The sequence below is a fragment of the Streptomyces sp. NPDC048584 genome (assembly GCF_043199595.1).
Taxonomy (GTDB): Bacteria; Actinomycetota; Actinomycetes; order Streptomycetales; family Streptomycetaceae; genus Streptomyces; species Streptomyces edwardsiae.
The window spans coordinates 975,916-990,363 of the sequence record NZ_JBICWF010000001.1 but is presented as its reverse complement, the minus strand read 5'-3'; the positions used below and the strand labels follow the sequence as shown (position 1 = coordinate 990,363).

The following is a 14,448-nucleotide window of genomic DNA, read 5'->3' as shown; positions in this document are numbered from 1 at the left end:
CGGTCAGGACAGTTCGCCGATGAGCCGGCCGGCGGCCTCCGCCCCGGCGGAGAACGCGGCCTCGTGGGAGCCGATCAGGTCCGGTCCGAGTTCCTTGGAGTGGAAGTAGGACCCGGCCAGCTTCACCCGGGTGCCCTCGTTCGCCCCGTGGATCATCGACTGCCGGTCGCGCAGCGCCATGTCGATCACCGGGTGGGTGTAGTCGAACTCGGCGATCACCGTCTCCGGGTCCACCGGACGCGGCGGGTCCAGGGTGACGAAGTAGTCCCGCTCCGCCGTGAAGTCCTGCAGCCGGTTGAGGTAGTACGTGACGAAGCAGCGGGTCGCGCCGTCCGCGGCGACCTTGCCGTAGTTCCAGGCCAGCCAGCCCTCCCGGCCGGCCGGCATCAGCGACGGGTCGGTGTGCAGCACCACCTTGGAGCGGCTGTAGCGGATCCCCTCCAGCGCCGTCGCCTGTGCGGGCGTCGGGTTCTCGAGAAGGGCGCGGGCCTCGTCGGCGTGCGTGGCCACCACCGCGTAGTCGAAGGTCGTGGCGCCGGACGCGGTGGTCACCGTGACCCCGTCGGCGTCCTGTCGTACGGCGGTGGCGGGCTCCGAGACCCGCAGGTCGGGGCCGGTCGCGGCGAGCGCCTTGCGGACGTAGGAGATCGAACCGCCGCCCACCGTGCGCCAGTCGACACGCCGGCCGCCGAGGCCGCCCTCGTCATGGCCGACGAAGAAGGCGATCACGGTGGCGGCGGGCATCTCCCAGACCAGCTCCGCGGGCACCGACCAGACGGCCGAGCAGAGCATGATCAGGTACGAGTGGCGGAACTCCTGGCTGTAGCCGCCCCGGTCCAGGTACTCGCCCATCGACATGTCCGCGCGCCCGCGCGCGAAGTCACGGCGGCTCTCCTCGTGGAAGCGGCGCACCTCACGCCACACGCCCGGGAATCCGGGATGACGCTCGGCGTAGCGCGCCTCGACGGCGGCCTCGTCCAGTTCCAGCTCCTCGGTGCCGAACTCGAGGCCGCTGTCGAGGTCGAAGAAGGTGAAACCGCCCGGGTGGGCTACGGTCTCCACGCCGAGGTCGTCGAAGAAGCCGCACAGCTGCGGGTAGAAACGGCGGTTGAAGACGATGAACGCGGTGTCCAGGCCGATCACCCGGCCGTTCTCCTCCACCTCCACGGTGTTGGCGTGGCCGCCGGGGCGGTTCTCGCGTTCGAAGACGGTGATCCGGGCGCGGTCGCGCAGATGGTAGGCGGCGGACAGTCCGGCGGGGCCGGAACCGATCACGGCGACGGTCGGCGGGGTGTGCTGCGGCATGGGAGGTCCTTCCGGGTTCACAACGATGGTCGGGAAGTCGGGGGGCGGGGCGGTGCGGGGTCCGCGCCCAGGTCGTGGTGGTGCGGCGGGGCCGTGCCGCCGTCCACCGCGACGGCCAGCAGATGGCCGGGGCCGGGACGCAGCAGGTCGAGGCGCCAGCGCCGGCCGGAGTCCGGGCACCGCGCGTCGGTCACGGTGAACCGGCCGGAGCCGCACGGCTCGAACCGCGTCCCCCGCACCCCGTGCGCCAGTCCGGTGCCCAGCCCCTTCAGATAGGCCTCGGTCAGGACCCACAGCTCGCCCAGGGCGAGGAGCGGGTCCGGGGCGGAGTCCAGCGCCGCCCGCTGCACGTCGTCGAAACGGTCGCGCAGCGGGCCGGCCGTGGCACGGTCGAAGGGCATCCGTTCGACGTCGACGCCGCAGGCCCGCCCCCGGGTGACCACACAGGCGATCAGGCCGTCGGTGTGGGACAGGTTGAAGCGCAGACCGCCGTGGTCGTCTCCGAGTTCGGGACGCCCGTGGCGGGTGCGGACGAAACGCCAGGTGTCCACCGGCAGCCCGGTGCGGACGGTGAGCGCCGTCCGGCACAGCAGCCGCCCGCCCAGGAACCGCAGCCGCGCACCCGGCGTACGGAGCCGGTCGTGCCGCGCCCGCTCCGCTTCGGACAGCAGCTCCGGGCCGCCCAACCGGTGCGCCAGTTCGGGCACATGCTCCTCGGGCAGGGTCCACAGGTCGGCCATCGGAGTGTCAGCGGGCCTCGGCGCCGCGGACGTCCCCGTCGGGCGCGGTCCGGTCGGCCAGGGTGATCGGCCAGTGGGACAGCAGCCGGTTCTCCGCGTGCAGCCGCACCAGCACGTCCAGCACCTCAGCGGCCGCGTCCGGGTCCCGGTAGGGCTCGTACGGGGCGAACCGCATGCGCAGTCGCTCCAGTTGCAGCACGAGGAGGGCCGCGCTGGGCAGTGGACCGGCCATGGTCCCGTGCGAGTGGACGTAGGTGTGGACGCACGCGGCCGCCGCGTGCACCAGGCAGTACTCCTGCGCCAGGTCGAAGAGTTCCGCCGAGTGGGCGTAGCCACGCCCGAGTTCGGCCTGCAGCCTGCCCTGCCGCTCCCGCAACGGGTCCAGCCGGCCGAGGAGTTCCTCCGCGATGCCGGCTGCCAGCAGCAACCGGTCCCGGTCCTTGTCGGTGGCCTCCTCGGCGAGCGCCCGCAGCCGCTCCAGGGAGTGGGGCGCGGCCAGGACGGCGTCGTCCATGCCCCGGCTGGAGAGCTCCTGCTCCGCGGGCCGGTAGACGGGCAGTTCGGTGTCCATGCCGTACAGCACGGCCACGCGTTCCGCGGCCGCGGCACGGACTCCGGGGTCGGCGGTGAGGCCCTGCCGGAGCAGCGAGGGCAGCTGGTGGCCGATGTTGCGGAGGTTCACCACCGTGTTGCCGTCGGCCATGTTGGTGACGAGGAGGTCCCGCAGCATCTTCTGGTGCATGCCGAAGCGCGGATGCGTCCGCAGGAACACCCGTGCCCCGAGCACCACGTTGAGCCGGGACAGGGTCTCCTCGAGCAGGGTCGGCACCACGTACTTGGCCACCGACGACCACACGCTCACCTGGGCCGGGGAGGCCTGGAGGCTGCGGACGGCGCCCAGGCACACCGCGTCGGCGATCATCAGCTCGGCGAAGGACTCGGCCAACTGACGTCCGGTGTACGGCACGTCCACGACGGGCCGGTCGAACAGCACCCGGTCCTGCGCGAACTCCAGGGCCGTACGCAGCGAGGTGTCCACCCCCGACAGGGCGAGGCTGAGAATCACCAGCCGGGCGGTCTGGCTGGTCTTCAGCGCGATCTCCAGGCCCTGCCCCTCCGCGCCGATCCGGTCGGAGTCGGGGACGAACACGCCGTCGAACCGCAGCCCGCTGAGGTCCAGGGCCCGTACACCGTGCTGCCTCACCGGGTGGGTCTCGCGTACCGTCTCCGCCTCGGCCCGCCACTTGTCGACGACGAGGATCGAGTAGTCCCCGGCGCCGCCGCGCGGCCCGGTGCGGGCGAAGACGACCATGCGGTCGGAGTAGGTGGCGTTGCCGATCGGCCACTTCTCACCGGTGAGCCGGTAGCCGCCCGGCACCCGCTCGGCGACGACCTCGTTGTTCAGCAGGTCGCTGCCGTGCGCGGCCTCGGACAGTCCCCAGGACAGGCCGACACCGCCGTGGATGTCGGCGATCTGACGCCGCTTCTGCTCGTCGGTGCCGGCGATCCACACCGGGGTGAAGGCGGCCTGCGTCAGACCGAGCGCGATCGCGGTGGCGCCGTCACGGCGGGCCACCAGCCGCATCAGGGTGAAGCCGGTCTCCGGATTGCCGGCCTTGCCGCCCTGCTCGGCCGGCAGACCGTAGTCCAGGAATCCCCAGCGGCGCAGCATGCCGACGAAGGCGTACGGGAAGGTGTCGTGCTCGTCGTGTTCCAGCACGGCGGTGAACGGCATCCGGCTCGCCGGGTCGTGCGGGTCGCCGAGGTACTGCTCGAACCGTCGGGCCAGATCGGTCAGCTCGGCCTGGGACATCAGGAGGTCTCCATCGGGTCGTACGGGCGGGAGGTGACGGGGGCGAGGGCAACCGGCAGCGCGGTCATCAGCCGGTTGCCCCGGCGCAGGGCGTCCGTGGTGTCGAGGGCGGGCAGCAGATCGGGGCCGTGCCGGCGGGGGTCGGTGCCGGCGGCGCGGGCGAGCAGGAAGGACAGGACGGCGGTCAGCCAGCCGGAATCGCCCGGCTCGCCGCCGTACAGCGGCCGGTGCCGGTTGGCCCACCACAGGTGGACGCACGCGGCGGCGGCGTGCAGCCAGGCGTAGCGCTCGGCGACGTCGGCCAGGGCGTTGGGGTCGGCGCCGCGCCGGCGCGCCGACGCGGCCTCGGCGCCGAGCGAGGCGACGGCGTCGGACACCCGGCGCACCAGCGCCCCGGCGCGCGGATCGGCGAGCTCCGCCCGGACCGGCCCGGCGATCCCGCGCAGCCCCGTCAGTACGGGATCGGCGCCGCGTACGACCAGGTCCAGCCGGGTCGGCTCGTACGGCGGCAGCTCGGCCCCGAGGTCGAACAGCCGCTCGAGGACGTGGGGGTCCGGCTGTTCCTGCCGGCCGGCGAGGGTGGGGATCTGGGCGGCGTAGGAGCGCAGGTTCGCCAGCGGGCTGGCGTCGATCACCCGTACCACCGCCGTGTCGCGCTGCAGCTTCTGGAACAGCCCCGCGCCCGGCGCGCCCTCGCGCAGCACCGAGCGGGTGGCGAGGACGGCGGCGCAGCGCCGCACCAGCTCCTCGCACGCCTCGGCCACCACATGCTTGGCGGCCGGCGCCCACACGCTGAACGTCCCCGGTACGACGTGCACACCCCGGGCGGCGGCCAGCGCCACCGCGTCCGCCGCCAGCAGCGCCGCCGAGGCGACGGCCAGCTCCCGGCGGGAGTGCGGCGCCTCGACGAGGGGCGTGCCCGCCACCTCGCGCCCGGCAGCGAAGTCCAGCGTCAGCCGCAGCGCCGTGTCGGCGCAGCCGAGACTGCCCGCCATGCTCATCAGCCGTACGGCCTGCTGGGCGAGGACCGCCACCTCGAGACCCTCGCCGACCTTGCCGACCAGGGCGTCCTCGGGGACCGGTGTCCCGTCGAAGCGCACCCGCGCGGTGTCCACGCCCCGCATGCCGCCGGTGCGCGGGGCGGGCTCGCGGACCAGTCCGTCGGCGCCGGGGTCCAGCAGGTAGGCGGAGAAGGCGCCCGGCCCGCGCTCTCCGGTGCGGGCGACCACGTAGAGGGCGTCACAGCGCAGGCCGTTGCCGACCATCCACTTCTCGCCGTGCAGCCGTCCGTCCCCGTCGAGGCGTACCTCGCCCGCCAGCAGATCGCTGCCGTGCGCGGCCTCGGTCAGGGCGAACCCCACCGAGCCGCCGCCGGTCAGGATGCGGGCCACCCGCTCGCGCTGCCGCTCGCTGCCGTGCAGCTGGAGGCAGGTGGCGGCGATGATGCTGAACATGGTGCCCGGCATCACATTCACGTCCCGGCGGGCGGCGGCCCGTACCAGGGTCAGCCCGCGGTCGAACGTGTCGAACGCCCCGCCCCACTCACGCGGCAGATAATTGAGGTGGAAACCGGCCGAGACCAGCGTCCGGCACAGCTCGTCGGGAGGGGCGTCCGCCTCGTCACGGGCCACGGCCGCGGCGAAACCGTACGGGTTGCCCGGGTCCCCGGGGTCCCCGAGCAGCTCCTCGACCTCCTCGGGGGCCGGCGCGCGGTTCATCGGGCGGCCTCCGTGAGCGCGGCCGGCTCCACCGGCACCGGGCGGTAGTCCGCCACCGACGTCGGCAGGGTGACACCGGCGGTGGCGAGCTGGGCGATCCGGGTGTGGAAGGCGGCGCCCCGCATCAGATGGTGGGCGACGTCGGCGACCGTCCGGTTCTCCGGGGTGTTCAGATAACTGCCGGACACCCAGGCGTTGAAGCTGCCCATCGCGGGACCGCACCAGATCTGGTAGTCGGCGGCCCGGTCCCGCTGCCCGGTCACCGCCCAGCGCGACGCCATGCCCAGATACCAGCGGAACACCAGGGCCATCCGCCGCTTGGGGCTGTCGGCCGCCCGGCGCAGCTGGTCGGGGTCGCGACGGCTGAAGTACGCGACGCACTCCTCCCACACGTCGTCCAGCGGACGCCGGAACACCTGTGACTCCAGCCGCTCGCGCTGCGCCCGCGGCAGCGCGTCGATGCCGTCGTACGCCTGGTAGAGCTGGTAGAGCTGGGCGGCGCGCATCGGGAACATCGATCCGCGGCGCAGTACCTGCAGCTCGACCCCCATCTCGAACATGTCGGCGGCCGGTGCCATCACACAGTCCGTGACCTCCGCCTGCGCCAGCAGCTCGCGGGTGATCGCGGAGGTGCCGGACTCCAGGCACGACTGGTTGACGGACCCGGTCACCACATAGGCGGCGCCCATGGCGAAGGCGGCGGCGACGGCGACCGGGGTGCCGAGGCCGCCGGCCGCGCCGACCCGGACCGGGACGGCGTAGCGGTGCTCGTGCTGGATCTGGTCGCGCAGCCGAAGGATCACCGGGAACAGCGCGGGGAGCGGGCGGCGGTCGGTGTGCCCGCCGGAGTCCGCCTCCACGGTGATGTCGTCGGCGAGCGGCAGATGATGGGCGAGCTGCGCCTGCTCGGCGGTGATCGATCCGTCCCGCAGCAGGGCGTCGACCATCGCGGCGGGCGCCGGACGCATAAACCGCTCGGCGGTCTCGGACCGGGACACCTTGGCGATGACCCGGTGCCCGGCGACGATCCGGCCGGACGGCTCCCGGCGCAGCCCCGCCAGCCGGTAGCGCACCAGATGCGGGGTCAGCCCCAGGAAGGCCGACGCCTCGACACAGCGCACTCCGTGCTTCAGGAACAGCTCGACGGCCTCCCGCTCCAGCCGCTCCTCGCTGGGGCTGTGGATGAGGTTGACGGCGTACGGAAGTCCGGGGATCTCGGCGGCGAAGCGGGCCAGGGCCTCCTCGATGGTCTTCGGCAGCAGACCGGCCGCGCCGAACGAGGCGAGGAAACCCTGCCGGGCCAGCGCGATCACCAGGTCGGCGGAGGCGATTCCGCCCGCCATCGCGCCGGCCATGTACGACTGCCGTACCCCGTGCGCGGCACGGAACGCGGCCGAACCGAGGCGGTGCGGCGGCAGCGTCGGGGCGGCGGCCAGCACGGCCGGCCCGTCCCCGCCCGCGGCCGCCGTGCCGCCGGCGGCGGCGCCGACGCCCTGCGGCGTGGACACGATGAAGCAGGGCTGCTCCAGCTGGGCCAGGACCTGCTGGATCCCGGCCGGTTCCGTACTCGGATATCCGCCCCCGTACCAGCGGAGCGTCTCGGACGTGGTGCTCATGGACAACACAACTCCTCGGCCGTGCCTGCGGTCAGTCGGCATCCGGACGGACCTCGATGGCCACGTCGGTCAGTTCGTAGATGCGCAGCCCCGGCTTCCACAGGTCCGCGTCGGCGATCAGCAGCAGCCGGCCCGCCTCCTCGCGGACCTCCTTGACGTGCACGTCGAAGAAGAGCTCGCGGTCGTCGCGCAGGATCTGCCCCCGGTACTTCCAGGACATCTCCACATCGGTGGCCATGGCGAAGCGGGGCCGGGTCATACCGCGGGCGAGATCCTGGTCCAGGACGAACAGCCGCAGCGCCTGGAGCACCGCCTCGACGCCGAGCGAGCCCGGCATCACCGGGTCGCGGTGGAAGTGGCAGTCGAAGTACCACTCGTCGGGCCGGATACCGCGGTGCCCGTGCAGATAGCCCGCGCCGTGCCGGCCCCCGTCCGCGACCACGTCGACCCGGTCCACCAGGTCGAAACGCCCGCCCGGCAGACGCAGCGCGCCGCCGGAGTCGTCCCGGAACGCGGGTGCGTCCGAGCCCAGTTCGAGCCGCCTCACCCGCTCCGGGGCGGGCTTCTCCTCCTCGAGCCACGTCGGCTTGTACGTGCCGCTGTCCAGGCCCACCTGGTTGGCGAGCGCGGACTCGGAGAAGTACCCGAAGAGGGACTCGCCGGTGTAGAACACCTCGCCGTCCGCGGACAGTTCGTAGGAGAAGTTCTGCAGTACGGCGCCGGAGACCACGCTCGTCATCAGCAGCTTCGAGTGGTGCCGTACGGTCTTGCCGCGCAGGTCGATGTCCTTGACCAGGGTGGCCCGGCCGTCCAGGTTGCGGATCGCGTACTGCTCCCGCGGCTCACGCAGGGTCGCGCCCAGGTAGTAGCCGAGGAAGATGGCCGCCTGCAGCGAGCTCTCCATGTAGACGCAGTTCGGCATGTACGGCGAGGAGTTCTGCCGGTAGTACCAGGCGTCGTCCGGGGAGTCGTACTCGGTGACCATCTCGGAGCCGGGGCTGAGATCGCCGCGGGTTCCGGTGAGCGACATGACCCGGTCGACGAACTGGAAGTCGCCGTTGGGGATGTAGGGCGCCCTGCTGTCGCGGTAGATCTCGAACTCCGGGCCCATCGCCATGTCGAGGAGGCCCTTGGCGGAGTGCGCCAGATGCAGCTCGTTGATCATGGCGGCCTCGCCGCTGCGGTTGCGGCGGCCGAGGAAGGCGGGCACGCCGCCGGTCTCGGGCCGGTACGGGGTGCCGGGCTTCTCCACGATCTGCAGACCGAGGTTCTGCATCCGCACCACCGGCTTGTCCCCGAGGTGGATGAGGACGTCCGCGATGACCGTCGGCCGCGGCAGCAGGGTCAGTTCGGTGACCTCGACCTCGTAGCGGATCTCGGCGTCCTTCGGGGTGACCTGGCCGCGCACCTGGACGTCGATGCGCCGGTCGGTGACCGTCTGGAAGCGGGCGTCCGGCAGCGTCAGATGCATGCCCTGGTGCATGAGGTAGATCTGCAGCATCTGGATGGCGCCCTCGGCGATCAGGGAGCCGGCCAGTACCGGGTCGTCGGGGAAGTGGCAGGTGAAGTACCAGGCGTCCGGCTCCAGCCGCTTGACGGCACTGATCGCGCCGAGTTCGCACGGCCCGCCCTTGCGGTCGACGACGACCTCGTCCACCATCCGCAGCCGGGCGTCCGGCAGCCGCAGCGCCGGGTTGATGCCGGGGTCCTGTGCGTGCTCCGGGCCGAACACGTTCCCGGGCCGGCCCTGGGCCAACAACTCCAGGTCGTGTGCGTCGAGTCGGTTCTTGCCGGTGTACGCGAGGGGCTTGAAGGTGCCCTTCGGGAGGGCCGCGCGGCGGGCCCGTTCCTGGTCGGTGATGACGACGCCGAGCGGGGTGTCCAGCTCCGCCTTGCTGAAGAACCCCGCGCAGGCGTCCCGGAGTTCGAGGATCAGCTCGCCGTCGGCGTAGCAGTCGTAGCTGAAGAAGAAGATCGTGGTGTCGCCCTGGTGGACGAACCGGTCGATGGAGATCTCGTAGCGCAGCGTCTGCCCGGTGGTGGGCAGCCCGCCGCGGAAGATCAGCGAGCTGTCGAGCAGCCGGTAGACCCGCTCGCCCTTGTTGCGGAAGTCGATGCCCAGATAGGCGACCAGCAGCAGGTCGCACTGCCCGGACTCCACGGTCACCGCCGGCGGGACCCCGCCGTCCACCGCGTACCAGGCGTCCTCGGGCACGTCGTACTCGGTGGTGATCCTCGCGGGCTCGAGCACACCCGGCTTCGCGTCCAGTTCGGTGACGCGGGTGACGAAGTGGTACGGCGGCGCCGGCAGCCGTACCCGCGCCTTGAAGGTGTCGATCTCGGCGAACTCGGGGCCGAAGACCTCGGCCACCGAGCCGGTCGCGAACTCCAGCAGCTGCGCCTCGTCCCACACCACACCGTCGTCCGGGGCGCTGTCGCGCGGTGCCGGCGGCAGAGACGGCGCGGACGGCGCGGACGGCGCGGGCAGCGGTACGGCGGCGGGTGCGACCGGGGCGGGCGCGGCGCGCGGTACGGCGGGTGCCGGTGTGCCGAGCAGAGCCTCCGTACGGTCCAGAGCGGCCGCCTGGAGCACCCGGTGGGTCTCCATCACCACACCGTGCGCGGCGACGATCTCCCGGCGCAGTTCCCGCACCAGATCCGCGGCGGGCCCTGTGCCGGTGCGGGCGGCCGCCGGCGTCGAAGGGGCGGCCGGGCGGGGCGGGGCCGTACGGGCGGGTGGTGCGGCGGGGGCCGGCGCCGGGGCGGGCGGGGTCCAGGGGAGGACCGTGGCCGGCTCCCCGTCGAAGGTGATGACCTCGGACATCTCGAGGGTCGGGTCGGCGGGCATGGCGGCGGGCACCTCCGGCGGTGCGGACAGGACGGGGACGGCGGGTTCGGGCCGGGCCGCGGACGGCTCGGCGACCCCGGGACGCAGGGCGGACAGGACCTCGGCCGCCTCACGGGCGACCCGGTCGGGGACGGGCTCGCCCAGACCCACCCGGGTGGTGGGCAGCCGGCGGCCGGCCGGCACGGGCCGCGCGGCCGGCTCGGGCCCCAGCAGGGCCGACAGGTCCACCGGCACTCCGTGCCCCACGAGGCGGGCCACGAGCTGGGCGAGGGGTGTCGTGGCGGACACCCCGCGGCGGTCCACGCAGGCGGCCATGTGCGGCGCGTCGCCGAGCGTGTCGCGGATCCACCGCGAACAGGTGGCGCCGGGGCCCACCTCGATGAAGTAGCGGTAGCCGCGCTCGTACGCCGCGTGCACCAGCCTCGGGAAGTCGATCGTCGAACGCAGGGTCGTCGCGATACGCCGCGGCGACTCGGCCAGCCGGTCGGCGGCCAGCGGCTCGTAGTCGTACGCGCTGAACAGCTCCAGGTCCCCGAAGGAACCGGTCGGATAGTCGTTCAGCCGGGCCAGACCGTCGAACTCGGCGTCCACGACCGGGCAGTGCATGACCACGTTCACCGGCGAGCGGGCCGCACGGCAGCCCACCTCCTCGATGAGCGCCCGGCACTGCGCCGGATCACCGGCGATCACCAGCTCGCCCGGCGTGTTGACATGGGTGAGGAACACCCGGTCGTGACGGGTGAGCGCCTCACGCACCGGTTCGGCGGCGGAGAGCAGCACATGGGAGGCCCACACGGACGGGTCCGGGGTCTCCTCGGGCAGCCCCCACGCCTCACGCACGGTGCGCCGCGGGCCGCACAGCCGGTCCTGGAAGACGGGGCTGTCGCTGATCAGCGAGTCGCTGCGCCCCGCCGGGTCCCAGCCGCCGGTCGCGAACAGCATGCTCGACTCGCCCAGGCTGTAGCCGAAGCCGCCGTGCGCGGTGACACCCAGCACCTCCCGCACCAGGGCGGTGTACAGGATGGCGAAGCTGGTGCCGGTGGCGAGCATGAACGGCACGTCACCGCCGAGACGTTCCTCCAGCAGCATCAGATCGCGCCGGGTGAGCGCCTCACGCGACCGCGGGTACAGATGCGCGGCGCGCAGCATCCGGGCCGGTTCGGCCGCCTGCCCCTCGAAACGGTCCAGCAGGGCGGGGAAGGCGCGGAAGAGGTCCGCGCCGAGCCCCGGATAGCTGTTGAAGGCGCCCGGGTAGACCAGGGCGACCCGGCCCTCGGGGCCGAGCGGCCGGGGCGTGAAGAACGAACCGGACGGAGTGGCCCACTCCCGGCCCTCGGCGTGCGCCACGGGCACGTCACGGGCCATCAGCTCCAGCTGCCTCACCAGCTCCTCGCGGCCGTGGCCGACCAGGACGGCGCGCAGCCGCCGGCCGTCGAGCCGGCCGGCCGCCTCCCGCGCCAGCGTGTGCGGGTCGGCGCCGTCGTCGAGCAGCGCCCGGTACCGCCCGGCCTCCGCGACCAGCGCGTCCGGTGTGTCCGCGCCGACGGCCAGCAGAACGGGACCGCCCGCCCGGTACCAGTCGGCGACCGGCCGGGGCCGGTCGGCGCCGGGCACCGAGGACAGCACGAGATGGGCGTGCGAGCCGCCCGCGCCCAGCATGCTCACGGACGCGTGCCGGCGGGTGCCCGCACGTTCGCGCAGCCAGGGCCGCGACGTCTGAGGCACATGGAAGGCGGACGCCTCGAACGCGTCGGCGAGCTCGTCGGCGGGCCGCAGCCAGCCGCGCGTACCGGGCAGATACGCGTACCGCAGACACAGGACCGCCCGGAGCAGCCCGGCCATCCCGCTCGCGCACCCGGTGTCACCGAGCTGCGCCTTCACACTGCCCAGGGCGGTGTTGCCGGCGCCCGCGCGGTACACATGGGCGAGCCCCGCGATCTCCGCGCGGTCCGCGTCCCGTGTGCCGTCCGCGTGGGCCTCCACATAGCCCACCTCGGCGGCGTCGACACCGGCCTGCGCCAGTGCCGCCCGCGCGGCCCCGGCCAGCTCCCCGGCGTCCGCGCCGGGCAGCGCGCCGTCGGCGGGCGCGTACCGTACGGCCGTCCCGTCGATCCGCGCGTGCACCCGGCCGGTGCTCCCGGCCGCGTCCGCGCGGGTGACGACCAGGGCGCCGGCGCCCTCGCCGACCCGCCGCCCGCGGCCGCCGTCGTTGAACGACAGCCCCGCCCCGGCGTCGAGCTCGGGCCAGGTCAGCAGGTTCTCCGCCGAGCCGGCCAGATCGACGGCGCCGACCAGCACCGCTTCCAGGTCCGGGTCGAGCAGCAGCAGCCGTGCCACCTCGAGGGCCTCGGCGGTACCGGCACCGTCGGCGGACAGGGTGAACGACGGTCCGGTCAGGTTCCACCGGGAGGAGATCCGCCCGGCCATGATGTTCCCGATGTAACTGAGCACCTCGTTGGCGCCGATCGGGTCCACCACGGCGTCCCGGGAGACCGCGGCGAGCGCCGCCCGCTGCTCCTCGGTGAGTTCCAGGCCCGCCTCGTCGAACTCGCGGCGCAGGAACGCCCCGAGCCCGTGACGGCTGAGCCGGGCGTGCGTGTACGGCTCGATCTCCGTCACCACCACCACGGCGACCCGGCGCGGATCGGGGGTGTCGCCCGGTCCGGCGCCGAGCCGGTAACCGGCGTCGCGCAGCGCCTCGTCGGCGACCTTGGTCATCAGCGCGTGCTGCGGGTTGTAGATCCGCAGGTCCGACGGCGGCACCCGGAGCTCCACCGGGTCCACCTCGACCCCGTCGACGAACGCCCCCTGCGGCGCGGTGAGTCCGGCCTCCTCCAGGGTGCCGCCGTCGGTACGGTCCAGGCCGCGCCAGCGCTGCTCCGGCAGCGGGCGCAGATCGTCGTCGCCCCGGTGCACGGCGCGTTCGAACGCCTCCACGGTCTCGAGCGACCCGAAGTGCGCGCCCAGGCCCACCACATCCAGGGCCGGCGGCACGGCGGGCCCGGTGTCGTCGTGAGCGGCGGAGGTGGCGTCCGAGAGCACGACGTGCGCGTTGGTGCCGCCGAACCCGAACGCCGAGACCGCGGCCCGGCGCGGACCGGGCCCCTCGGGCCACGCCCGCGCGGACCGCACCAGGACCGGTTCGCCGACCCCGCCGTCGGGAGAGGACAGCGGTTCCGCCACGCCGGTCGTCGGCGGGATCGTTCCGTCGTCCATGGCCAGGACGACCTTGAGCAGACTGCTCAGACCGGCCACCGTCAGCAGATGCCCGATGTTGCCCTTGACCGAGCCGAGCAGCGGCACCCCGCCGTGCGCGCCGAAGAACTCGGCGACGGACTCCGCCTCGGTGGCGTCCCCGATCGGCGTACCGGTGGCATGGCACTCCAGGTAGTCGATGCCGGCCGGGTCCACCCCCGCGTCCGCGTACGCCCGCGCCAGCGCGTCGAGCTGACCGCTCTTGCGCGGGACCAGCGGATGGCGTCCGGAGCCGTCGTTGGACAGCCCGATGCCGTCCACCACCGCGTGGATGCGGTCACCGTCGCGCAGCGCGTCCGCCAGCCGCTTGACCGCGACCATGCCGGCGCCCTGACCGGTGACGATGCCACCGGAACGGCGGTCGAAGGGCTGGCTGAACCCGTTCTCCGGATAGGCGTGCAGATCGGAGAACGACAGATGGATCAGCGTCGGATCGGGGGCGCAGACCCCGCCCGCGAGCACCAGGTCCGCCTGCCCGGAGGCGAGATGACCGCACGCCAGACTGAGCGCGTACAGCGCCGAGGAGCAGGCCGCGTCCAGGCAGTAGCGGGGTCCGCCGAGGCCCAGCGCGGCGGCGGTCACGGCAGCGGGCGACCCGCTGACCCGCAGGTTCTCCGGGACGACGGCCGTACGGTCGATCAGCGGGCGGCCCTGCGGCAGCCCGGCCAGCTCGGGCGCGTCCGCGCGGCGCAGTCCGGCCAGTACGGCCTCCTGCGCCAGCGGGACGCTGACCTCGGCCGAGGCGGGCGTGGGGAAGGAGTAGTTGCCCATCACCAGGCCCGTGCGGGCGAGGGTCTCGGGCCGTTCGTCCACGCCGCAGTCGCGCAGCGCCTCCCGGGCCGCGTACAGGGACCAGTGGAAGATCCGGTCCAGCCGGGCGAGCCGGCCGGGGTCGAGGCGGTAGCCGGTGGGGTCGAACTCGAAGCCGGTGACGAACCCGCCGCGACGGGAGGTGATGCGGTGGCGGGGGTCGAGGTCACGCTCGTCGAGCGCCGGCCCGAAGACCTCCTCGCCGCCGTCGCGGCGGCTGTCCGTGCCGCTTCGGAGGTTGTGCCGGAACTCCTCGGGAGTCCGGGCGCCGGGGAAAAGGCAGGAGATCCCGACGATCGCGTATCTGCTCATGACAGGGGGAGGTTCCTTCCCGAACGGGGGA

At 73.6% G+C, this 14,448-nt stretch carries 6 protein-coding genes; all 6 read right to left on the bottom strand.

Annotated elements, in window-relative coordinates:
• Positions 1 to 3 precede the first annotated feature (3 nt).
• The 6 genes from ACGFR9_RS04065 to ACGFR9_RS04040 are packed head-to-tail and all read right to left on the bottom strand — an operon-like array spanning position 4 to position 14,417.
• On the bottom strand, positions 4 to 1,305 hold the full coding sequence (locus ACGFR9_RS04065) for an NAD(P)/FAD-dependent oxidoreductase (RefSeq protein WP_393202693.1): 1,302 nt from the start codon (positions 1,303 to 1,305) through the stop codon (positions 4 to 6).
• A gap of 17 nt (positions 1,306 to 1,322) precedes the next feature.
• Complete coding sequence (locus tag ACGFR9_RS04060; protein ID WP_393202691.1) at positions 1,323 to 2,045, bottom strand: 4'-phosphopantetheinyl transferase family protein; 723 nt, start codon at positions 2,043 to 2,045, stop codon at positions 1,323 to 1,325.
• A 7-nt stretch (positions 2,046 to 2,052) separates the two neighbouring features.
• Entirely contained in the window at positions 2,053 to 3,858 is a 1,806-nt protein-coding gene (locus ACGFR9_RS04055; protein WP_393202689.1) for an acyl-CoA dehydrogenase family protein, read from the bottom strand.
• Positions 3,858 to 5,576 (bottom strand): acyl-CoA dehydrogenase, encoded by a 1,719-nt coding sequence (locus tag ACGFR9_RS04050; protein WP_393202687.1) that lies wholly within the window; start codon positions 5,574 to 5,576, stop codon positions 3,858 to 3,860. The genes ACGFR9_RS04055 and ACGFR9_RS04050 overlap by 1 nt, the downstream gene beginning before the upstream one ends.
• Positions 5,573 to 7,192, bottom strand: coding sequence for a PfaD family polyunsaturated fatty acid/polyketide biosynthesis protein (locus ACGFR9_RS04045; protein WP_393202685.1), 1,620 nt, complete (start codon positions 7,190 to 7,192; stop codon positions 5,573 to 5,575). Before ACGFR9_RS04045 ends, ACGFR9_RS04050 begins: the two co-directional genes overlap by 4 nt.
• 31 nt (positions 7,193 to 7,223) lie before the next feature.
• Positions 7,224 to 14,417 carry a beta-ketoacyl synthase N-terminal-like domain-containing protein gene (locus tag ACGFR9_RS04040; RefSeq protein ID WP_393202683.1) on the bottom strand — a complete coding sequence of 2,398 codons (7,194 nt, stop codon included), beginning with the start codon at positions 14,415 to 14,417 and terminating at the stop codon, positions 7,224 to 7,226.
• Positions 14,418 to 14,448 lie beyond the last annotated feature (31 nt).